Here is a 20,892-nt window from a genome sequence, read left to right as displayed (position 1 = left end):
ATTAATCTTTGTTCAGCTAAGCACGGAACAAATGGGAATAACGGGCGCCCCGGGCGGGCGCCCGTGGGCTCACGGCGTGCAGTTCGGCTGGGCAGCCGGCGCGGGTGTGGCGGGCTTCTGCAGGCCGCTCACGTCGGCAGCGACGCCGGGGGCGCGGGGCATCAGCGAACGGGCGCGGGTCAGGGCGGTGGTGGCGCCGTTGACGTCGCCCTTGGCCAGGGCGGCGCGGCTGCGCTCCAGGTAGGCGTCGGCCAGGCGCTGGCGGCGCTCGGCGAGCTGGGCGGCGTCTTCCTGTTCGGAACCCAGCGCGAGCTGCGCGGACTCCAGGCGGCCGGCGGCCAGTTCGGTCTCGAAGCCACTGCTGCTGGGCGGATTGCTCGCGGTGCTCTGGCAGGCCGCGAGGGCCAGCGCCATGGCCATCAGCGCGAACAGGCGGATGACGAACGACTTCATGCGTCAGGGTCTCTTTTGATCAAAAAATCGCCAAATTCTACACCGTCCGGCGCGGCAGGACAAAGCTCAGCAGGAACAGGGCGGCCGCGCTGACCACGATGGAGGGGCCGGCGGGGGTGTCCTTGAACCAGGACAGCGAGAGCCCGGCGCACACCGCCACCAGGCCGATCAGACTGGCGCCGAAGGCCATTTGTTCAGGGCTGCGCGCATGCCGCTGGGCCGCGGCGGCGGGGATGATCAGCAGCGAGGTGATCAGCAGCACGCCGACGATCTTCATGGCCACGGCGATGACGATGGCGATCAGCAGCATCAGCGCCAGGCGGATGGCGGTGACCGGCAGGCCTTCGACCCGCGCCAGTTCTTCGTGCACGGTGATCGCCAGCAGCGGTCGCCACAGCCAGCAGATCAGCCCCAGCACCAGAGCGCTGCCGGCGATTATCCACAACAGGTCGGTCTGGCTGACGGCGAGCAGGTCGCCGAACAGGTAGGCCATCAGGTCGACGCGCACTTCCTTCATGAAGCTCAGGGTCACCAGGCCCAGCGACAGCGTGCTGTGGGCGAGGATGCCCAGCAGGGTGTCGGCGGCGAGCGGCTGGCGCTGCTGTAGGGTGACCAGCAGCACGGCGAGCAGCACGCAGCCGACGGTCACTGCCAGGGTCGGGCTGACGTCCAGCAGGAAGCCCAGGGCGACGCCGAGCAGGGCGGCGTGGGAGAGGGTGTCGCCGAAATAGGCCATGCGTCGCCAGACGACGAACGAACCCAGGGGCCCGGCGACGACCGCCAGGGCCAGCCCGGCGAGAAGGGCGTTGAGCAGGAAATCAGCCATGGTTGCAGTCGGGGCCGTGCTGGTGGACCGGAGTGAAGCGGGTGCCGGCGGGGAAGGCGGGTTTCACCACCTCGCCGTGCAGGTCGTGGGAATGGTCGTGGTGGTGGTGATAGACCGCCAGGCTGCGCGCGTCCTGGCCGAACAGCTCGACGAAGGCCGGGTCGCCGCTGACCTGTTCCGGGTGCCCGGAACAGCAGACGTGGCGGTTCAGGCAGACCACCTTGTCGGTGGCACTCATCACCAGGTGCAGGTCGTGGGAGACCATCAGCACGCCGCAGCCCAAGCGGTCGCGCAGGCGGCCGATCAGGCGGTACAGCTCGGCTTGCCCGGCGACATCGACGCCCTGCACGGGTTCGTCGAGCACCAGCAGTTCCGGCTTGCGCAGCAGGGCGCGGGCCAGCAGCACGCGCTGCAGTTCGCCACCGGAGACGCTCTGCAGCGGCTTGTCGATCACGTGGGCGGCGCCGACTTCCTTCAGCGCCTCCAGTGCGTGGGCGCGCTGCACGCCGGGGACCAGGCGCAGGAAGCGGAACACCGTCAGCGGCAGGGTCGGGTCGACATGCAGCTTCTGCGGCATGTAGCCGATGGACAGCTTCGGCTGGCGCCAGACGCTGCCGGTGTCGGGCTTGAGCAGGCCGAGCACGCTGCGCACCAGGGTCGTCTTGCCGGCGCCGTTGGGGCCGATCAGCGTGACGATCTCCCCGGGGGCGATGGTCAGGTCGACGTTCTGCAGTACCGCCTGGCCGGCGTAGCTCACGCCGACGCCGTGCAGGCGGATGAGGGCGTCGCTCATCACGACGCCTGCTTGGCGGGGGAGCAGGCGCCGCAGAGGCCGACCACTTCGACGGTCTGGGTCTCCACGGCGAAGCCGACGCCCTTGGCACCGGCGACGATGGCCGCGCTGATGGCCGGCTGTTCCAGTTCGATGGCGGTGTGGCAGGCGCGGCAGATCAGGAACTGCCCTTCATGGGTGTGCTCCGGGTGGGCACAGCCGATGAAGGCGTTGAGCGAGGCGATGCGGTGCACCAGGCCGTTTTCCAGGAGGAAGTCGAGGGCGCGGTAGACCGTCGGCGGCGCCGCCTTGCGGCCGTCTTCCTCGCTCAGCACGGCGAGGATGTCGTAGGCGCCCAGCGGCTTGTGGCTCGCCCAGACCAGCTCCAGCACGCGCCGGCGCAGCTCGGTCAGGCGCACGCCCTGGCGCGCGCACAGCGCGTCGGCGTCGGCCAGGGCGCTGGCCACGCAGTTGGCGTGGTCGTGCGGACGGCAGGCGAGGGGTGTCTTGGGGGCGATCTTGTACATGCGCGGCGACGCTCGGGTTCAGAGACGTTATTATATTACTCTTTCATGTCTCCCCTGTGTGAGTGCCGCCGTGTCCTTCCGTCCCGTCGCCCTGCTGACCGCCGCCTGCGCGCTGCTGCTCAGCCTCCCCGTGCGCGCCGAGGTCAGCGTGCTGACCAGCATCAAGCCGCTGCAACTGATCGCCGCCGCCATCCAGGATGGCGAAGGCACGCCGGACGTGTTGTTGCCGCCGGGCGCCTCGCCGCACAGCTACTCGCTGCGCCCCTCCGACATCCGCCGCGTGCGCGATGCGCAGCTGTTCTACTGGGTCGGCCCGGACCTGGAGAACTTCCTGCCCAAGGTGCTGGAAAGCCGCAAGGGCCCGAGCGTGGCGGTGCAGGACCAGGCCGGCATGCACCTGCGCAAGTTCGCCGACTTCAGCGAGTCGAACCATCCGGACCATGACGACGACACCGGCCACGACCACGATCATCGTCCCGGCATGATCGATGCGCATTTGTGGCTGTTGCCCGCCAATGCCCAGGTGATCGCCGCACGCATGGCCGAGGACCTGGCCATCGCCGACCCGGCCAACGCCAGCCGCTACCAGGCCAACCTGAAGGCCTTCGACGAGCGCATGGAGACGCTGGACGCGCGTCTCAAGCAGCGCATCGATCCGCTCAAGGGCAAGCCGTTCTTCGTCTTCCACGAGGCCTTCGATTACTTCGAGGAGGCCTATGGCCTGCGCCATGCCGGGGTCTTTGCCGTCTCCGCCGACGTGCAGCCGGGCGCCCGTCACGTGGCGGCCATGCGCGCGCAACTGCAGAAGGCCGGCCCGTCGTGCATCTTCAGCGAACCGCCGATCCGCCCGCGCCTGGCCGACACCCTGAGCCAGGGCCTGCCGGTGCGCCTGGCCGAGCTGGATGACCTGGGGGTCGCCGTGAAGGTGGATGCCCAGGGGTACGAAAAGCTGCTGGGCAACCTGGCGGACGAGTTCGCGGGGTGCCTGGAGAAGCTCTGAGTTGGGGTTCTCGGGAAACTCCTCTGCCTGGGTTTCCCCTCTCCCCAGCCCTGGCTACGCGCCCCGCTCCGAAGGGAGAGGGAGCCGTTCGGCATGCTTTGAAACTGCAGGGTTAGCCGGCAAACGTTGAGCTGCCAGCTCGCACAGGACAGTCCCCTCTCCCTTCAAGGGGGCGGGGGAAGCCGTTCGGCATGCTTTGAGACATCCAGATTAGCCGGAAAAACATGGGACTGACTGCTTGCGCAGGACAGTCCCCCTCTCCCTTCAGGGAAAGGTTAGGGAGAGGGTGCCTCCGCTCGTACCTGAGTTCCCTGATGGCGCGGCACACTCCATCCCCGTGCCTGATCGCCGCACCTTCTCTGCCTGAAATTTCCCGCCCTTTCCTCCCCTGGCTCCCCGCCAATCGTCGGCTGAACGCATCTTTTGCGGCGCCTGCCGCTCAACCGTCTATCGTTTCCGTCGGGGTGCTTCTAACACAAGATATTGATGGCGGTCAGGAATCTATGCCTACATATGGGGTCTACTCGCGCTCCATTTGCGACTGCCACCCAACCGACAGGAGGTTCTTTCCCGGATGGCCAAGACCGATGCGCGCCAACGCGGCGCCGACCAAGGAATGCTCGCCCTGCAGCCTGCCTCGCAGGACATCTGGGACAGCAAGTACCGCTTGAAACACAAGAGCGGCAAACCCATCGACGGCAGCGTCGACGAGACCTGGCAGCGCGTCGCCCGCGCCCTGGCCAACGTCGAGGCGAACAAGGCGCTGCGCGAGCACTGGTACGAGCGCTTCCTCTGGGCCTTGCGCAATGGCGCCATCCCGGCCGGGCGGATCATCTCCAACGCCGGCGCCCAGGGGCACAAGCCGGCCACCTCGACCATCAACTGCACCGTCTCCGGGATCATCCGCGACTCCATGGATGACATCCTGGAGAAGGTCCACGAGGCCGGGCTGACCCTCAAGGCCGGTTGCGGCATCGGCTACGAATTCAGCACCCTGCGCCCGCGCGGCGCCTACGTCTCCGGCGCCGGCGCGCACACCAGCGGGCCGCTGTCGTTCATGGATATCTACGACAAGATGTGCTTCACCGTCAGCTCCGCCGGCGGGCGGCGCGGCGCGCAGATGGGCACCTTCGACGTCAGCCACCCGGACGTGCGCGAGTTCATCCGCGCCAAGCGCGAAGACGGCCGCCTGCGCCAGTTCAACCTCAGCCTGCTGATCACCGACGGCTTCATGAACGCCGTGGAGGACGACGAGGACTGGCCGCTGGTGTTCCCGATTCACCAGAAGGAGCGCGACGAGGTCGACCTGAACAACGCCGAGGAAGTGGTCTGGCGCGACTGGCCGCTGCACGACGAGTACCTGGTGGGCGATGACGGCCGCGTGGCCTGCAAGGTCTACGGCTGGGTCAAGGCGCGGCACCTGTGGGACATGATCATGGTGTCCACCTACGACTACGCCGAGCCCGGCTTCATCCTCATCGACCGGGTCAACGAGATGAACAACAACTGGTGGTGCGAGGCGATCCGCGCCACCAACCCCTGCGGCGAGCAGCCGCTGCCGCCGTACGGTTCGTGCCTGCTGGGCTCGGTGAACCTGACCAGCTTCGTGATCGACGCCTTCGGTGAGAATGCGCGCTTCGACTGGGAGCGTTACCGCGAAGTGGTCCGCGTGTTCACTCGCATGCTCGACAACGTGGTGGAGATCAACGGCCTGCCGCTGGAACAGCAGCGCGCGGAAATCCTCGGCAAGCGCCGCCATGGCATGGGCTTCCTCGGCCTGGGCTCGGCGCTGACCCTGCTCAAGCTGCGCTACGGCAGCCCGGAGGCCTGCGTGTTCACTGAAGAGGTGGCGCGCGAGATGGCCCTGGTGGGCTGGGAAGTGGCGCTGGAGCTATCCCGCGAGAAGGGCCCGGCGCCGGCCCTGGTGAAGGAGTACGACGTCACCGCCGAGATGCTGCGCAAGCGTCCGGAAATGAAAGCCGACGGCTTCAAGGTGGGCGACAAGGTGGCCGGCCGCGTGCTGCACGCCAGGTACTCGCGCTACATGCAGCGCGTCGCCGAGCATGCGCCGCAGCTGATCGAGGAACTGGCCGAGCACGGCGCGCGCTTCACCCACCACAGCTCCATTGCGCCCACCGGCACCATCAGCCTGAGCCTGGCGAACAACGCCTCCAACGGCATCGAGCCGAGTTTCGCGCACCACTATTCGCGCAACCTGATCCGCGCCGGACGCAAGACCAAGGAGAAGATCTCCGTCTTCAGCTACGAGCTGCTGGCCTACCGCGACCAGGTGGACAACCACGCCGTCCCCGGCGCCGAGGAAGAGAAGCACCGCCTGCCGGACTACTTCATCACCGCCGACGACATCACCCCGCAGCAGCACGTGGACATCCAGGCCGCCGCGCAGAAGTGGATCGACTCGTCGATCTCCAAGACCGCCAACGTCCCCACTGAATACCCGTTCGAGGACTTCAAGGACATCTACCTCTACGCCTGGCGCCAGGGGCTGAAGGGCTGCACCACCTTCCGCTTCAACCCGGCGGCCTTCCAGGGCGTGCTGGTGAAGGAGTCCGACCTGGAGAAGACGCTGTACCGCTTCGAGCTGGAAGATGGCAGCGTGGTGGAACTCAAGGGCAACGAGGAAGTGGAGTACGACGGCGAGATCCATACCGCCGCCAACCTCTTCGACGCCCTGAAAGAAGGCTATTACGGCAAGTACTGATACCCCTGGAGAGACTCATGAGCGTCAAGATCAACCAGAAGATCAAAGGCTTCCAGGTGGTGGACGTGGCCGAGGAGAAGGCCCGCGTGGAAGCCGCCGCGGCCGCTGCCGTGGTGAAGATGGATGAAACCCTGCAGCGCCCGGAGCTGCTGGTCGGCGCGACCTACAAGATCAAGTCGCCGCTGTTCGAGCATGCGCTGTACGTGACCATCAACGACGTGGTGCTCAACCCGGACACCCCGTACGAGCAGCGCCGGCCCTTCGAGATCTTCATCAACTCGAAGAACATGGACCACTTCCAGTGGATCGTCGCGCTCACCCGGATCATGTCCGCGGTGTTCCGCAAGGGCGGCGACTGCACCTTCCTGGTGGAAGAGATGAAGGCGGTGTTCGACCCGCGTGGCGGCTACCTCAAGCGCGGCGGCATCTACATGCCGTCGATCGTCGCCGAGATCGGCGCCGTGGTGGAGCGCCACCTGGTCGCCATCGGCCTGATGGAAGGCCCGCAGTTGGACGAGGAGCAGCGCCTGTACCTTGCCGAGAAACGCGCTGCCTACGAGGCCGCCCAGGGCACCAACAAGGCCGAACCCGGCGAAGGCTTCCCCGCCGGCGCCCAGCTGTGCGGCAAGTGCAACACCATGGCCGTGGTGCAGATGGACGGCTGCGCGACGTGCCTGAACTGCGGGCATTCCAAGTGTGGGTGAGCCGGAGCGACGCGACGTATACGTCGCGCCGGCGAACAACTGGCCATGGATGGCCAGGCCGGGGTTGAACTTGAGCAGAGGAGCACCGGCAGGGATGCCGACTCCGATTTGGATCTTTACGCCCGCCTGCGTCGCGCCGGCGAACGACCGGCCAAGGATGGCCGGGCCGGGGTTGAACTTGGGCAGAGGAGTCACGGCAGGGATGCCGACTCCTTGTTCGATCTTCACACCACCCGCTTCACACCGTACTGCTCTTATGTAGGAGCGAGCTTGCTCGCGAACAAACTCCGCTGCGGGGCCGTTCGCGAGCAAGCTCGCTCCTACAGAACCCCACATAGGATCGGCCTGGCCCGGCTCCCCCTGTAGGAGCGGGCCATGCCCGCGATCGCGCGCATGGCGAGCTCCTACAGGGGAATCACCAACTTCCGGCAAGCACGGGGTTGCTCGCGTAGGAGCGGACCTTGTCCGCGAATTTCTGTCGGCGCCCTGACGTTTCAGGTTGAATGCACTGGAGGTGGGCACTGTGCTGCGGCAGTCCCGGTCGGAACGAATTCCGCCGCGAGGGATTTCGCGGACAAGGTCCGCTCCTACGGGAGCCATTCGTCCAGGCTCGGCTACGGAGTGGCGATGCGGCGAGGTGTATCAGCCGGAGTGCAGGGCTCTCGTAGGAGCGGATTTATCCGTGATCCGGCCGGCAGGCCGGTGCCACGGCTATCGCGGACGGAGTCTGCTCCTACGAGATACATCTGCACACGGGACGGCCCTCACCCTAACCCTCTCCCAGGGGGAGAGGGGACCGTTCGGCGCAGGATGAAGTCGTAGTGTCAGCCGGCACGGTCTGCCCCCTCTCCCTCAGGGAGAGGGTTGGGGTGAGGGGACGTGTCGGCACGGATTATCCAGAAGAAGACAGTTGTCCTTACGAAGAGCTGCCGCTCACAGCGCAAACGGCAAATGAATCCCCACCGTCTGCCGCTGCGCCAGGCGTCGTTCGAATTCACTCGGGTCGTGGATCAGCACGTCCTGGCCGGCGAACGCCTCGGCGGCGATCAGCCGCGACAGCCAGAAGCGCACGCACGCCACCCGCAGCATCTCCGGCCACAGCTCCGCTTCCAGCGCGGTGAACGGCCGCTTGGCCGCGTAGGCCGCCAGCAGGGCGCGGACGCGCGGGCCGTCGAGGGCGCCGTCGTCGGTGGAGCACCAATCGTTCACGGTGATCGCCAGGTCGTAGAGCATCCAGCCGGAGCTGGCGTTGTAGAAGTCGATCACCCCGGCCAGGTGCGGGCCATCGAACAGCACGTTGTCGCGGAACAGGTCGGCGTGCAGGTTGGCGCGCGGCAGCGCCGGTTGCTCGGCGAGCAGGCGGGCGATTTCCTCCAGGGCATCGCCCAGAAGGATGGCGGCGCTGCCGGAAAGATGCGATTGCATCGCCTCGCCTTCATGCAGCATCCAGCTCAGGCCGCGGTCGCTGGGGCGCTCGATGATGCGCTCGCGGGTCGCCAGGTGCAGGCGCGCCAGCAGGTCGCCGACCTCCTGGCAGTGATGATTGTTCGGCGAACGCTCGTGGCGGCCGGCCAGGCGCGGCTGCAGCAGCGCCGGCTTGCCTTCGAGCTGGCGCAGCGCCTCGCCGTCCTTCGTGCGCAGGGCGTAGGGCACCGGCAGGTTGGCCTCATGCAGCACGTCGAGCAGTTCGATGAAGAACGGCATCTCCTGGACCGGGCCGCGCTCCACCAGGGTCAGGACGAATTCGCCCTGCTCCAGGCTGACGAAGAAGTTGCTGTTCTCCGAGCCTTCGGCGATGCCGCGGAAGTCGCGCAGGCGGCCGAGGCCGTAGGGGGCGAGGAAAGCTTCCAGGACCGGACGTTCCAGAGGCGTGAATACCGACATGCTCAATCCTCTGGAGCGTCGTGGAGGGAAGGGTTTACCAGCTGAAGATCTGCCACTGCGGGATCAGCTTGTCGGGCTGGTCCGAGCGGATGAAGTTGCCGTCGCTGCCGTCCTGGCGCACCAGGAAGTACGGCTTGCCGTGCTTGGGCACGACCTTGATGGCGTAGAGGAAGCCGTTCACGCGGTATTCCTGGATGGTCTTGTCGCCCTCCTGGCGGATGGTCACATCCGGTTCCGGCGTCGGGGCATCGTCCGCCGCCATGACGGCAGTCGCGCCAAGACCCAGCAGAGCGGCGAGCAACAGGCGGTTCAACGTACGCATGATAACCTTGTCCCTTTGTCGAATTGGCTACGGACATTTTAGCCCGAGCCCTTCTGAAAAGGTTGATTCCCCTCATGAGCCAAGCACCCCTCGTCCTCGTGGACGGCTCGTCCTACCTGTATCGCGCCTTCCATGCCCTGCCGCCGCTGACGACCTCCACCGGCATGCCGACCGGCGCGGTGAAGGGCGTGCTGAACATGCTCAAGAGCCTGCGCAAGCAATACCCGGACAGCCCGTTCGCGGTGGTCTTCGATGCCAAGGGGCCGACCTTCCGCGACGCGCTGTTCGCCGAATACAAGGCCAACCGCCCGTCGATGCCGGACGATCTGCGCGTGCAGGTCGAGCCGCTGCACGCCAGCGTGCGGGCGCTTGGCCTGCCGCTGCTGTGCGTGGATGGCGTGGAGGCGGACGACGTGATCGGCACCCTGGCCCGCCGCAGCGCGGCGCTGGGGCGCCCGGTGGTGATCTCCACCGGCGACAAGGACATGGCGCAGCTGGTCGACGGGCACATTACGTTGGTCAACACCATGACCGGAAGCGTGCTCGACCCCGATGGCGTAAAAGAGAAATTCGGTGTCGGTCCTGAGCTGATCATCGACTACCTCGCGCTCATGGGTGACAAGGTGGACAACATCCCCGGCGTGCCCGGTGTCGGCGAAAAGACCGCGCTTGGTCTGCTGGTGGGCGTGGGCGGCGGCCTGGACGTGCTCTATGCGAGCCTGGACAAGGTGCCCGAGCTGCCGATCCGCGGCGCCAAGGGCCTGCCGGCCAAGCTGGAGGAGCATCGCGAGATGGCCTTCCTCTCCTATGAGCTGGCCACCATCAAGACCGACGTCGAGCTGGACGTCGAAGTGGAGGCGCTCATTCCCGGCGAGCCGCAGCGCGAGGCGCTGATCGGCCTGTACCGCGAGCTGGAGTTCAAGAACTGGCTCGACGACCTGCTGCGCGAGGCCAAGGAAGAGGGCGGCGGCGACGTCGAGGCCGTGTCGATCCAGGCCATCGCGAAGTACGACACCGTGCTGGAGCAGGCCGAGTTCGACGCCTGGCTGAAGAAGCTGGAAGCCGCTGACCTGATCGCCTTCGACACCGAGACCACCAGCCTCGACCCGCAGCAGGCGCAAGTGGTGGGCGTGTCCTTCGCCGTCAAGGAAGGCGAGGCCGCCTACGTACCCCTGGCCCACAGCTACATGGGTGTGCCGGCGCAACTGGACCGCGACGCCGTGCTGCGGTCGCTCAAGCCGCTGCTGGAGGACCCGAACAAGCGCAAGATCGGCCAGCACGCCAAGTACGACATGAACGTCCTGGCCAACGCCTCGACGCCCATCGCCGTGCAGGGCATCGCCTACGACACCATGCTCGAATCCTACGTGCTGGACTCCACCGCGACCCGTCACGACATGGACAGCCTGGCGCTGAAGTACCTCGGCCACAGCACCATCCGCTATGAGGACATCGCCGGCAAGGGCGCCAAGCAGCTGACCTTCGACCAGATCGCCCTGGAGCAGGCCGGCCCCTACGCCGCCGAAGACGCCGACGTGACCCTGCGCCTGCACCAGACTCTGTGGCAGAAGCTGGAGGCAATCCCGTCGCTGGCCAAGGTCCTCACCGAGATCGAGATGCCGCTGGTGCCGGTGCTGGCGCGCATCGAACGCAACGGCGCACTGGTCGATGCCAACCTGCTGGGTAAGCAGAGCGTCGAGCTGGGCGAGAAAATGGTCGAACTCGAACGCCAGGCCTATGACCTGGCCGGCCAGGAGTTCAACCTCGGCTCGCCCAAGCAACTGGGCGCGATCCTGTATGAGAAGCTCGGCCTGCCGGTGCTGTCCAAGACCGCCACCGGCCAGCCGTCCACCGCCGAAAACGTCCTCGCCGAGCTGGCGGAGCAGGATTACGAGCTGCCCAAGGTGATCATGCAGTACCGCTCCATGAGCAAACTCAAGAGCACCTACACCGACAAGCTGCCGGAGCAGATCAACCCGCGTACCGGGCGCATCCACACCAGCTACCACCAGGCCGTGGCGGCCACCGGCCGGCTGTCCTCCAGCGACCCGAATCTGCAGAACATCCCGATCCGCACCGCCGAAGGCCGGCGCATCCGCCAGGCCTTCGTCGCGCCCAAGGGGTACCAGCTGCTGGCGGCGGACTACTCGCAGATCGAGCTGCGCATCATGGCTCACCTGGCCAAGGACGAAGGCCTGCTGGACGCCTTCCGTCACGACCGCGACGTGCACCGCGCCACCGCCGCCGAAGTCTTCGGCGTGCCGCTGGACGAGGTGACGGGCGACCAGCGCCGCAGCGCCAAGGCGATCAACTTCGGCCTGATCTACGGCATGAGCGCCTTCGGCCTGGCCAAGCAGATCGGCGTCGAGCGCAAGGAAGCCCAGGCCTACATCGACCGCTACTTCGCCCGCTACCCGGGCGTGCTGGCCTATATGGAGCGCACCCGTGCCCAGGCCGCCGAGCAGGGCTTCGTCGAGACGCTGTTCGGCCGACGCCTGTACCTGCCGGAAATCGCTTCGAAGAACGGCGCCATGCGCAAGGCCGCCGAGCGCACCGCGATCAACGCACCGATGCAGGGCACGGCGGCGGACATCATGAAGCGCGCCATGGTCGCGGTGGATAACTGGCTGCAGGCGAGTGGCCTCGACGCCCGCGTCATCCTCCAGGTGCACGACGAACTGGTGCTGGAAGTGCGCGAAGACCTGGTCGACCAGGTGCGTGACGGCATCCGCCCGCTGATGAGCGGCGCGGCGCAGCTGGACGTGCCGCTGGTCGTCGAGGCCGGCGTCGGCGCCAACTGGGATGAGGCCCACTGATAACCGGACGAACGGTCACAAGGCCCGCCAGTCGGGCCTTCTGGCACGATTGTTCCGAGGTCGTGGCGCCGGTCGGAAAAAATCTTTGGTGACCTGCTGAACTTTCCCGCGAAGAGCCGAGTCAGAACTCGTGAATGGCTGGTGAAGCCCTTCGATGCTCCTTTGCAGTGTTTAGTGTTGGCAGATTACTGGACCCCGCCCTAGCGGTCCGGACTTAAACCCCGAACTTCCCCCTCCCCATACGAAGCTCGGGGTTTTTTTTGCCTGCGATTTGGCCTCAGGCCTCCTCGCCGGCCTCTTGGTCTTCTTCGTCCAGCAGCCCCAGCCAACCGGCCAGGACCAGCTGCGCCTCCTCCACCCCCTGGCGCTTGGGCGCCGAGAACAGTTGCAGGGTGGCGACATCGCCCCAGCCGTCGAGAATTTCCTTGCGGGTCTTGAGCAGCGCGTTCTTCGCCGCGCCATAGGCCAGTTTGTCGGCCTTGGTCAGCAGCACGTGGATCGGCAGCTGGCTGGCCTGGGCCCAGTCGAGCATCAGGCGGTCGAAATCGGTCAGCGGGTGGCGGATATCCATCAGCAGCACCACGCCGGCTAGCGCATTGCGGCTGGAGAGATAAGCTTCCAGGTGCTGCTGCCAGTGCAGCTTCAGCGGAATCGGTACCTTGGCGTAGCCGTAGCCGGGCAGGTCGACCAGGCGGCGTTCGTCATCCAGGCGGAAGAAGTTCAGCAACTGGGTGCGGCCTGGGGTCTTGGAGGTGCGCGCCAGGTTCGCGTGGGTCAGCGCGTTCAGCGCGCTGGACTTGCCCGCGTTGGAGCGGCCGGCGAAGGCGACTTCCAGGCCGGAGTCTTCCGGGCACTGGTTCACCTTGGCGGCGGAAATGAGGAAAGTGGCCTGCTGGCAGAGGCCGAGAATCGGGTTTTTCGTAGCGTTCTTCGAGGACATGGGTAACTTCGCGGCGGGTGCGACGCGGTGTCGCGGGGGGCGGTTTCGTTTCCGTTTGGGCATCGGAAGTATATAATGCCGCGGATTTTGTGTGCGCTTTATCCCCCAGGGTCGAGCCACACGGGAACGTTGGAGTCCGCGCAATCAAGAACGTGGATGTTCCCTGCGATGAGGACAATCATGAAGAAACTGCTGTTCGCAGCCATCGTTGCCACGTTGGCCTCCAGCGCCATGGCGGCCCAGGATCCGGAAGCCGTTTTCAACAGAGCCTGTGGCGCCTGCCACAATGGTCAGTTGCCGATGGCGCCGAAGAAGGGCGACGCAGCCGCCTGGAAGCCACGCCTGGACAAGGGCATGGACACGCTGGTGCAACACGTGACCAACGGTTTCAACGCGATGCCGCCTCGCGGCCTGTGCACCGACTGCAGCGCCGAGGATTACCAGACAATTATCCAGTGGATGTCGAAGTAACCTCAGGCCTTACTCTTTCACCCTTAGCCGTTATTGGATTAGCTGATGAACAAATTGATCGTGAGTCTGCTGTTGACCCTGGGTCTTGTCGGTGTGGCGCACGCCGCTGGCGATGCCAAGGCCGGTCAGGCGAAAGCTGCTGTCTGTGGTGCCTGCCACGGTGCCGATGGCAACAGCATGGCGCCCAACTTCCCGAAACTGGCCGGGCAGGGTGAGCGTTACCTGCTCAAGCAGATGCACGACATCAAGGACGGCAAGCGCACCGTGCTGGAAATGACCGGCCTGCTGACCAACCTGAGCGATCAGGACCTGGCCGACATCGCCGCCTATTTCTCCAGCCAGAACGGCAGCGTCGGCGCCGCCGATCCCAAGCTGGTCGCCCAGGGCGAAGCCCTGTTCCGCGGCGGCAAGCTCGCCGAAGGCATGCCGGCCTGCACCGGTTGCCACAACCCGGCAGGCCAGGGCAACGCCGAAGCCGGCTTCCCGCACCTGGGTGGCCAGCATGCGGCCTACACCGCCAAGCAGCTGACCGCCTTCCGCGAGGGCGAGCGCACCAACGACGGCGACGCCATGATCATGCGCAGCATCGCCGCCAAGCTGTCCAACAAGGACATCGCCGCGATCTCCAGCTACATCGAAGGCCTGCACTAAGCAGCGCCTGGCGCAAACGCCAGCGCGAAATACTGCTTCGAAAAAAAGGGTGGCTTCGGCCACCCTTTTTTGCGTCCACCCCCACTACAATGCTGGAACCGTGTCTGGCCCCCCGGGTCAAACCGCTTCATCCCGCCGCGCCACAGCGAGCGCGGCGGTTCCGCTCAGCCAAGGAGTGAACCATGCGTAACCTGATTTTCACCGCCGCGCTTGCCTTCGCCGGCCTGTTCGCCTTCAACGCGAATGCCGCCGACTTCGAAGCAGGCAAGAACTACACCGAGCTGAACCAGGCCGTTCCGGTCTCCCAGCCCGGCAAGATCGAGGTGGTGGAGCTGTTCTGGTACGGTTGCCCGCACTGCTATGCGTTCGAGCCGACCATCAACCCGTGGGTCGAGAAGCTGCCGGCCGACGTTCACTTCGTGCGTATCCCCGCCATGTTCGGTGGTCTGTGGAACATCCACGGCCAGCTGTTCCTGACCCTGGAATCCATGGGCGTGGAGAAGAAGGTCCACCATTCGATCTTCGAAAAACTGCACAACAACCCCAAAGCCCTGACCACTCCGGAAGAAATGGCTGACTTCGTCGCCGAACAGGGCGTGGACAAGGACAAGTTCCTCAGCACCTACAACTCCTTCGCCATCAAGGGCCAGATCGAGAAGGCCAAGAAGCTGGCGATGGCCTACCAGATCAGCGGCGTGCCGACCCTGGTGGTCAATGGCAAGTACCGCTTCGACATCGGCTCGGCCGGTGGCCCGGACGAGGCGCTGCAGCTGGCTGACCAGCTGATCGCCAAGGAGCGTGCCGGCGCCAAGGCCGCGCAGTAAGGTCCGACGACGATGCTGCGCCGGCGGACTCGTGATCGTGTCGCGGGGGCCTGCGTCCCGCGGGTGAACGCCGCACACGGGACTTCCGCCGGCCTGCCCGATGACGGCCGGCTGCGCCTGCTCAGCTTCAACATCCAGGTCGGCATCAGCACCGAACGTTATCGTCACTACCTGACTCGCGGCTGGCAGCACCTGCTGCCGACCGCGGGGCGCGCCACCAACCTGCAGCGCATCGGCGAGCTGCTGCAGGACTACGACCTGGTCGCCCTGCAGGAAGCCGACGGCGGCAGCATCCGCTCCGGCAACATCAACCAGGTCGAACACCTGGCCCAGCTCGGTGCCTTCCCCTACTGGTACCAGCAGCTCAACCGCAACCTCGGGCGCATCGCCCAGCACAGCAACGGCCTGCTCAGCCGTCTGCAGCCCACCGCCCTGGAAGACCATCCGCTGCCCGGCCCGCCGGGACGCGGCGCGATCCTCATGCGCTTCGGCGAAGGCGACGACGCGCTGGCCGTGGTGATGATGCACCTCGCCCTGGGCGCGCGGACTCGCACCCGCCAGCTCGCCTATATCCGCGAGTTGTTGCAGGACTACCGTCACCACGTTCTGATGGGCGACATGAACACCCATGCCACCGACCTGCTGGAAAGCTCGCCGCTGCGCGACCTCCAGCTCATCGCCCCGCAGGTCGAGGCCACCTTCCCCAGCTGGCGCCCGCAGCGCTGCCTGGACCACATCCTGCTCAGCTCCGAGCTGGCGCTGGAACGCGTCAGTGTCCTCCCGCACCCGATTTCCGACCACCTGCCGGTGGCCGTGGAGATCCGCCTGCCGGATGCCCTGCGTTCGTCCTCGTCGCTCGCCTTGCGCGGCGAGGCCCCTGAATGAGTCGCGACGACGACCAACGCTGGAAGCAGAAATACCTGGATAACCTCGAGCAGCAGGAAAAGCTCGAACGCCGCTGGGACGCCCGCCTCGACCTGTTGCGGCGCGGCCTGGTGCGCAGCAGCCTGGCGGCCGAGGGCAGCGACAAGGCGGTGGACGCCTGCATGAAGGAGCTGCGCGAAGTGCTGCGCCGCGACGACATGGATGCCGGCCTGGCGCGGCTGATCCCGCAGCTGGAAAAGGCCGTGCTCGATTCCGAGCAGCGCCGCCAGCAGCGCGTCGAGCAGAACGTCGCGGCGCTGAGCCAGCTGTCCCAGCAACTGTTGTCCCTGGACATGCCCGGCGATCTGCGCAAGCCGCTCAAGCGGCTGTCCAAGGACATCCCCAGCCGCGGCAGCTCTTCCCGCGAACTGCCGGCCCTGCTGGCCGAACTGAGCCGCCTGCAGCGCCAGGTGCTGGAGCATTTCGGCCAGGGCGGCGGCGAACAGCGCCCCGGCTTCCTGCAACGCCTGTTCGGCAGCCGCGACAGCGATGCGACGGACGAGCCGGAAGCGGCGTCCAGCGCGCCAGCGCTTCCGGCGGAGGCCGCGCCGCTGGCCGAAACGGCGCGGGCCGAGCCGCCAGCGGCCGAGCCCCAGGCTGCCGTCGCGGAACCGCCGCCCGTTTTGGCCGAGCCAGGCCTCGCGGCACCCCTCCCCGAACCCGTTGCCGCCCCCGTGCCGGTTGCGCCGCCCGAGCCTGTCGCCCTGGCGCACAGTCCTGCGCCAGAGGCCGTCCCGGAACCTGCTCCCGCTGAATCCGGCCGGTTGCTGGACAGCCTGCCCGTGCCGCCCGGCCTGTTCGGCACGGCGGAAGAGGCGCGCCAGGCCAGTGATCCCTACGCCCTGCCGCCGCGCCCCGAGCCCGGCTACAGCGCCGTGGCGCCGCACATCGAGGCCAGCCTGCTGCGCCTGCTGGACGAAATGCACCTGCCGGCGGCCCAGCAGCCCCAGGCCGAGGCGCTGCGCTCGCGCATCCACGGCAGCCTCAACTGGTACGAACTGGTGCCCGTGCTGGATGACCTGGGGGTGCTCGTGCTGTCGCTCAACGACAGCGGCCAGCGCGAGTTCGAAGGGTATCTGCACCAGCTCAACGAACGCCTCGGCGCCTTCCTCGACGGTCTGCAGGTCGTTCAGGAAAGCCATAGCGGCAACAGCTCCAGCGCCCGCGCCCTCGACGATACGCTGCGCGAACAGGTCAGCGGCCTGAAGGAAAGCATGCGCGAGGCGACCGACCTGGAAGGCCTCAAGCGCAATGTCGAGTCGCGCCTGCAGGGGCTGGTCGGCACCATGGACCGCTTCCGCGAAGAGCGAGAGGCGCGTGAGCGTGAAGTGGGCGAACGCATCCAGTCGCTGGTGACCCGTGTCGCCAGCATGGAAGAGGAGGCCCGCAGCTTCCAGGCGAACATCGAGGACCAGCGCCAGAAGGCCATGACCGATGCCCTGACCGGCCTCCCCAACCGCGCCGCGCTGAGCGAGCGGCTGGACCTGGAAGTCGCGCGCTGGCAGCGCTACGGCGGCGACCTGCTGCTGGCGGTGATCGATGTCGACCACTTCAAGCGGATCAACGATGACTTCGGCCATCTCGCCGGCGACAAGGTCCTGAAGATTATCGCCAACGAGCTGGCCAAACGCGTGCGCAAGGCCGACTTCATAGCCCGCTACGGCGGCGAGGAGTTCGTCGTCCTGTTGCCCGCCACGCCGCTGGAGGGAGGGCAGCAACTGCTCGAGGTGCTGCGCGGCGCCGTGGAGGCGTGCCCGTTCCACTTCAAGGGCGAACGCCTGAACATCACCTGTTCGGCGGGGCTGACGGCGTTCCGCGAAGGCGAACGTGCGGAAAGCGCGTTCGAGCGCGCCGACCAGGCGCTGTACCGTGCCAAGCGTGGCGGGCGCAATCGCCTGGAAGTCGACTGAGTGCATCTCTCCCGGTAGGAGCGGGCCATGCCCGCGATCGCCCGCATGCCGGTCGCTTCGCGGCGGATGACGCTGGCGCCTTTTGCGCCCTGCGATCTGTAGGAGCGAGCTTGCTCGCGAACTCCATCGCTGCCGACGATCATCGCGGACGGAGTCCGCTCCTACGAGGTACGCAGCCCGTGTAGGAGCGGACTTCGTCCGCGATAATCCGGTTCGCGAGCAAGCTCGCTCCTACAGAAAAGCGCTTTCATACCCGCGGGAAAATCTTGACGAACGAAAGAACATGGGTTTTGATTCGCACACTTATCTTTCGAATCGAAACTTAATCGTTCATGTCGAAACGCAACACTCCCCAACGCCGCCACGACATCCTGGCGCTGCTCGCCGAACAGGGCGAAGTCAGCGTGGACGATCTCGCGCGCCGCTTCGCCACTTCCGAGGTGACCATCCGCAAGGACCTGGCCGCCCTGGAAGGCAACGGCCTGCTGCTGCGCCGCTACGGTGGCGCCGTGCCCATGCCCCACGAGTTGATCGCCGAGCCGAGCCAACCGCTGTCGCGCTACAAGCAGGCCATCGGCCGCGCGGCCGCCGCCTGCATCCGTGAACACGCGCGGATCATCATCGACAGCGGCAGCACCACCGCCGCGCTGATCCCGGAGCTGGGCCGCAAGCCTGGCCTGGTGGTGATGACCAACTCCCTGAGCGTGGCCAATGCCCTGCGCGAACTGGAGCGCGAACCGGTGCTGCTGATGACCGGCGGCACCTGGGACCCGCACTCGGAATCGTTCCAGGGGCAGGTGGCCGAACAGGTGCTGCGCTCCTACGATTTCGACCAGTTGTTCATCGGCGCCACCGGGCTGGACATCGAGCGCGGCACGACGACCTTCAACGAACTGCTGGGCCTGAGCCGGGTCATGGCCGAGGTCGCCCGAGAGGTGATCGTCATGGCCGAGGCCGACAAGCTGGGCCGGCGCATTCCCAACCTGGAGCTGCCGTGGAGCAGCGTCCAGACCCTGATTACCGACGAACGCCTGAGCGATGAAGCGTTCGAACTGATCCAGGCGCGCGGTGTGAAAGTGATCCGCGCGCGCTGTGAAGACTGACAGGAGAGCCAAGCCATGTGTGGAATCGTAGGCGCCATCGCCGAGCGTACTATCACCCCGATCCTCGTCGAGGGCCTCAAGCGCCTGGAATACCGTGGCTACGACAGCGCCGGTGTGGCGGTGATCGACACCAACGGTGCGCTGGACCGCCGCCGCCGCGCGGGCAAGGTGTCCAGCCTCGAGCAGGCCATCGCCGAACAGCCGCTGGTGGGCCGCCTGGGCATCGCCCACACCCGCTGGGCCACCCATGGCGCGCCCACCGAGGCCAACGCCCACCCGCACTTCTCCCACGGCGAAGTGGCGGTGGTACACAACGGCATCATCGAGAACTTCGAACCCCTGCGCGAGATGCTCAAGGCGCGCGGCTACGTGTTCACTTCGCAGACTGACACCGAGGTCATCGCCCACCTGCTGCACCTGCGCCTGACCGAGCTGGGCGACCTCACCGTCGCGCTCAAGGCGGCGGTCAAGGAGCTGCACGGCGCCTACGGCCTGGCGGTGATCAGCAGCAAGCAGCCCGACCGCATCCTCGCCGCCCGCAGCGGCAGCCCGCTGGTGGTGGGCCTGGGTCATGGCGAGAACTTCCTCGCCTCCGACCAGCTGGCGCTGCGCCAGGTCACCGACCGCTTCATCTACCTGGAGGAGGGCGACATCGCCGAAGTCCGCCGCGATGGCCTGCAATTGTGGGACGTCAACGGCAACCCGGTGCAGCGCGAGGAAGTGCGCTACCACGAGGGCGCCGAGGCAGCGGACAAGGGCGGCTACCGCCACTTCATGCTCAAGGAGATCCACGAGCAGCCGGCCGTGGTGCAGCGCACCCTGGAAGGCCGCCTGGGCAGCGGGCAGGTGCTGGTGGACAACTTCGGCCCGCAGGCCCGCGAGCTGCTGGCCAAGGTGCGCACCGTGCAGATTGTCGCCTGCGGCACCAGCTACCACGCCGGCATGGTCGCCCGTTACTGGCTGGAAAGCCTGACCGGTATTCCGTGCCAGGTCGAAGTCGCCAGCGAGTTCCGCTACCGCAAGGTCGCGGTCCACCCGGATTCGCTGTTCGTCACCATTTCCCAGTCCGGCGAGACCGCCGATACCCTGGCCGCGCTGCGCTACGCCAAGGAGCTGGGCTTCCTGTCGAGCCTGGCGATCTGCAACGTGGCCACCAGCTCGCTGGTGCGCGAGTCGGACATGACCCTGCTGACCAACGCCGGCCCTGAAATCGGCGTGGCCTCCACCAAGGCCTTTACCACCCAGCTGGTCGCCCTCCTGCTGCTGACCCTGGGCATCGGCCAGGTGCAGAAGCGCCTGGGCGAGGGTGTCGAGGCGGAGCTGGTGAACGAGCTGCGCCGCCTGCCGACTCACCTGGAAGAAGCCCTGGCGATGGACAAGGTGGTGGAGAAGGTCAGCGAGCTGTTCGCCGAGAAGCACCACACCCTGTTCCTTGGCCGCGGCGCGCAGTACCCGGTGGCGATGGAGGGTGCGCTGAAGCTCAAGGAGATCTCCTACATCCACGCCGAAGCCTACCCGGCCGGCGAGCTCAAGCACGGCCCGCTGGCCCTGGTGGACGCCGACATGCCGGTGGTCACCGTGGCCCCGAACAACGAGCTGCTGGAGAAGCTCAAGTCCAACCTGCAGGAAGTGCGCGCCCGGGGCGGCGAGCTGGTGGTCTTCGCCGAAGGCGGCAGCGGCATCGCCAACGGCGAGGGTACCCACGTGGTGGGCATGCCGGCGATCCACGACTGCCTGGCGCCGATCCTCTATACCGTGCCGCTGCAGTTGCTGTCCTACTACGTCGCCGTGCTCAAGGGCACCGACGTCGACCAGCCGCGCAACCTGGCCAAGTCGGTCACCGTCGAGTAAGTCAAGCCGGAGGCGCTGCAGCAGCTCCTGAAAACGCGCAGATCGACCCTGGCACTCAAAACGCCGCCACCGGATCACCGGTGGCGGCTTTTTGTTTCGCGCATGAAGCGCTGACCGTATAAGAATCAGTCCTGCCTATATTCCTTCTTTGCGGAATTTTCCCTCCTCTTATGTCGTTAATCCGCCAGCACT

Annotated in this window: 18 protein-coding genes; 11 read left to right on the top strand and 7 right to left on the bottom strand. The window is 66.5% G+C overall.

Annotated features, from left to right (window positions below):
* Positions 1–69 precede the first annotated feature (69 nt).
* The 4 genes from ACNFIA_RS02260 to zur are packed head-to-tail and all read right to left on the bottom strand — an operon-like array spanning position 70 to position 2,578.
* The gene (locus tag ACNFIA_RS02260; RefSeq protein ID WP_259758462.1) at positions 70–453 is read right to left on the bottom strand and encodes a hypothetical protein; all 384 of its coding nucleotides are present in this window, start codon (positions 451–453) and stop codon (positions 70–72) included.
* Between the two features lie 37 nt (positions 454–490).
* Entirely contained in the window at positions 491–1,279 is a 789-nt protein-coding gene (znuB, locus tag ACNFIA_RS02255; RefSeq protein WP_169935180.1) for a zinc ABC transporter permease subunit ZnuB, read from the bottom strand.
* A complete protein-coding gene (znuC, locus tag ACNFIA_RS02250) occupies positions 1,272–2,072 on the bottom strand; it encodes a zinc ABC transporter ATP-binding protein ZnuC (protein ID WP_416782724.1) in 801 nt (266 codons plus the stop codon). The genes znuB and znuC overlap by 8 nt, the downstream gene beginning before the upstream one ends.
* Positions 2,072–2,578 carry a zinc uptake transcriptional repressor Zur gene (gene zur / locus ACNFIA_RS02245; protein WP_416782723.1) on the bottom strand — a complete coding sequence of 169 codons (507 nt, stop codon included), beginning with the start codon at positions 2,576–2,578 and terminating at the stop codon, positions 2,072–2,074. The genes znuC and zur overlap by 1 nt, the downstream gene beginning before the upstream one ends.
* A gap of 70 nt (positions 2,579–2,648) precedes the next feature.
* Between zur and znuA the strand changes: the two genes are divergently transcribed.
* The 3 genes from znuA to ACNFIA_RS02230 all read left to right on the top strand — a co-directional run bounded on the left by znuA (position 2,649) and on the right by ACNFIA_RS02230 (position 7,004).
* On the top strand, positions 2,649–3,578 hold the full coding sequence (gene znuA / locus ACNFIA_RS02240; RefSeq protein ID WP_416782722.1) for a zinc ABC transporter substrate-binding protein ZnuA: 930 nt from the start codon (positions 2,649–2,651) through the stop codon (positions 3,576–3,578).
* Positions 3,579–4,152: 574 nt separating this feature from the next.
* Positions 4,153–6,300 (top strand): adenosylcobalamin-dependent ribonucleoside-diphosphate reductase, encoded by a 2,148-nt coding sequence (locus ACNFIA_RS02235; RefSeq protein WP_416782721.1) that lies wholly within the window; start codon positions 4,153–4,155, stop codon positions 6,298–6,300.
* A 17-nt stretch (positions 6,301–6,317) separates the two neighbouring features.
* Positions 6,318–7,004, top strand: coding sequence for an NrdJb (locus tag ACNFIA_RS02230; protein WP_017521239.1), 687 nt, complete (start codon positions 6,318–6,320; stop codon positions 7,002–7,004).
* A gap of 933 nt (positions 7,005–7,937) precedes the next feature.
* Here the strand turns inward: ACNFIA_RS02230 and ACNFIA_RS02225 are convergent.
* A complete protein-coding gene (locus ACNFIA_RS02225; RefSeq protein WP_416782720.1) occupies positions 7,938–8,888 on the bottom strand; it encodes a homoserine kinase in 951 nt (316 codons plus the stop codon).
* Between the two features lie 34 nt (positions 8,889–8,922).
* The gene (locus tag ACNFIA_RS02220) at positions 8,923–9,210 is read right to left on the bottom strand and encodes a DUF2782 domain-containing protein (RefSeq protein WP_259758468.1); all 288 of its coding nucleotides are present in this window, start codon (positions 9,208–9,210) and stop codon (positions 8,923–8,925) included.
* A gap of 74 nt (positions 9,211–9,284) precedes the next feature.
* Here ACNFIA_RS02220 and polA point away from each other — a divergent pair, with 74 nt between their 5' ends.
* Positions 9,285–12,026, top strand: coding sequence for a DNA polymerase I (gene polA, locus ACNFIA_RS02215; protein ID WP_416782719.1), 2,742 nt, complete (start codon positions 9,285–9,287; stop codon positions 12,024–12,026).
* Positions 12,027–12,303: 277 nt separating this feature from the next.
* Here the strand turns inward: polA and yihA are convergent, their stop codons facing one another.
* Positions 12,304–12,966, bottom strand: coding sequence for a ribosome biogenesis GTP-binding protein YihA/YsxC (yihA, locus tag ACNFIA_RS02210; protein WP_259758470.1), 663 nt, complete (start codon positions 12,964–12,966; stop codon positions 12,304–12,306).
* 180 nt (positions 12,967–13,146) lie between these two features.
* On the opposite strand from yihA, the gene ACNFIA_RS02205 reads away from it, so the two are divergent.
* The 7 genes from ACNFIA_RS02205 to glmS all read left to right on the top strand — a co-directional run bounded on the left by ACNFIA_RS02205 (position 13,147) and on the right by glmS (position 20,700).
* The gene (locus ACNFIA_RS02205; RefSeq protein ID WP_259758471.1) at positions 13,147–13,437 is read left to right on the top strand and encodes a c-type cytochrome; all 291 of its coding nucleotides are present in this window, start codon (positions 13,147–13,149) and stop codon (positions 13,435–13,437) included.
* Positions 13,438–13,482: 45 nt separating this feature from the next.
* Positions 13,483–14,088 (top strand): c-type cytochrome, encoded by a 606-nt coding sequence (locus tag ACNFIA_RS02200; protein ID WP_017521245.1) that lies wholly within the window; start codon positions 13,483–13,485, stop codon positions 14,086–14,088.
* 182 nt (positions 14,089–14,270) lie between these two features.
* Complete coding sequence (locus tag ACNFIA_RS02195; RefSeq protein ID WP_259758472.1) at positions 14,271–14,912, top strand: thiol:disulfide interchange protein DsbA/DsbL; 642 nt, start codon at positions 14,271–14,273, stop codon at positions 14,910–14,912.
* Between the two features lie 12 nt (positions 14,913–14,924).
* Positions 14,925–15,797 carry an endonuclease/exonuclease/phosphatase family protein gene (locus ACNFIA_RS02190; RefSeq protein WP_416782717.1) on the top strand — a complete coding sequence of 291 codons (873 nt, stop codon included), beginning with the start codon at positions 14,925–14,927 and terminating at the stop codon, positions 15,795–15,797.
* Entirely contained in the window at positions 15,794–17,746 is a 1,953-nt protein-coding gene (locus ACNFIA_RS02185) for a diguanylate cyclase (RefSeq protein WP_416782716.1), read from the top strand. The genes ACNFIA_RS02190 and ACNFIA_RS02185 overlap by 4 nt, the downstream gene beginning before the upstream one ends.
* A gap of 332 nt (positions 17,747–18,078) precedes the next feature.
* On the top strand, positions 18,079–18,849 hold the full coding sequence (locus ACNFIA_RS02180; protein WP_045213398.1) for a DeoR/GlpR family DNA-binding transcription regulator: 771 nt from the start codon (positions 18,079–18,081) through the stop codon (positions 18,847–18,849).
* A 15-nt stretch (positions 18,850–18,864) separates the two neighbouring features.
* Positions 18,865–20,700: a glutamine--fructose-6-phosphate transaminase (isomerizing) gene (gene glmS / locus ACNFIA_RS02175; protein ID WP_416782715.1), complete on the top strand. Its 1,836-nt coding sequence runs from the start codon at positions 18,865–18,867 to the stop codon at positions 20,698–20,700.
* Positions 20,701–20,892 lie beyond the last annotated feature (192 nt).

This window comes from Pseudomonas sp. NY15437 (assembly GCF_048068435.1).
Lineage (GTDB): Bacteria > Pseudomonadota > Gammaproteobacteria > Pseudomonadales > Pseudomonadaceae > Pseudomonas > Pseudomonas nitroreducens_B.
The sequence above is the reverse complement of the archived record's forward strand: the minus strand, read 5'-3'. Positions and strand labels throughout refer to the sequence as shown.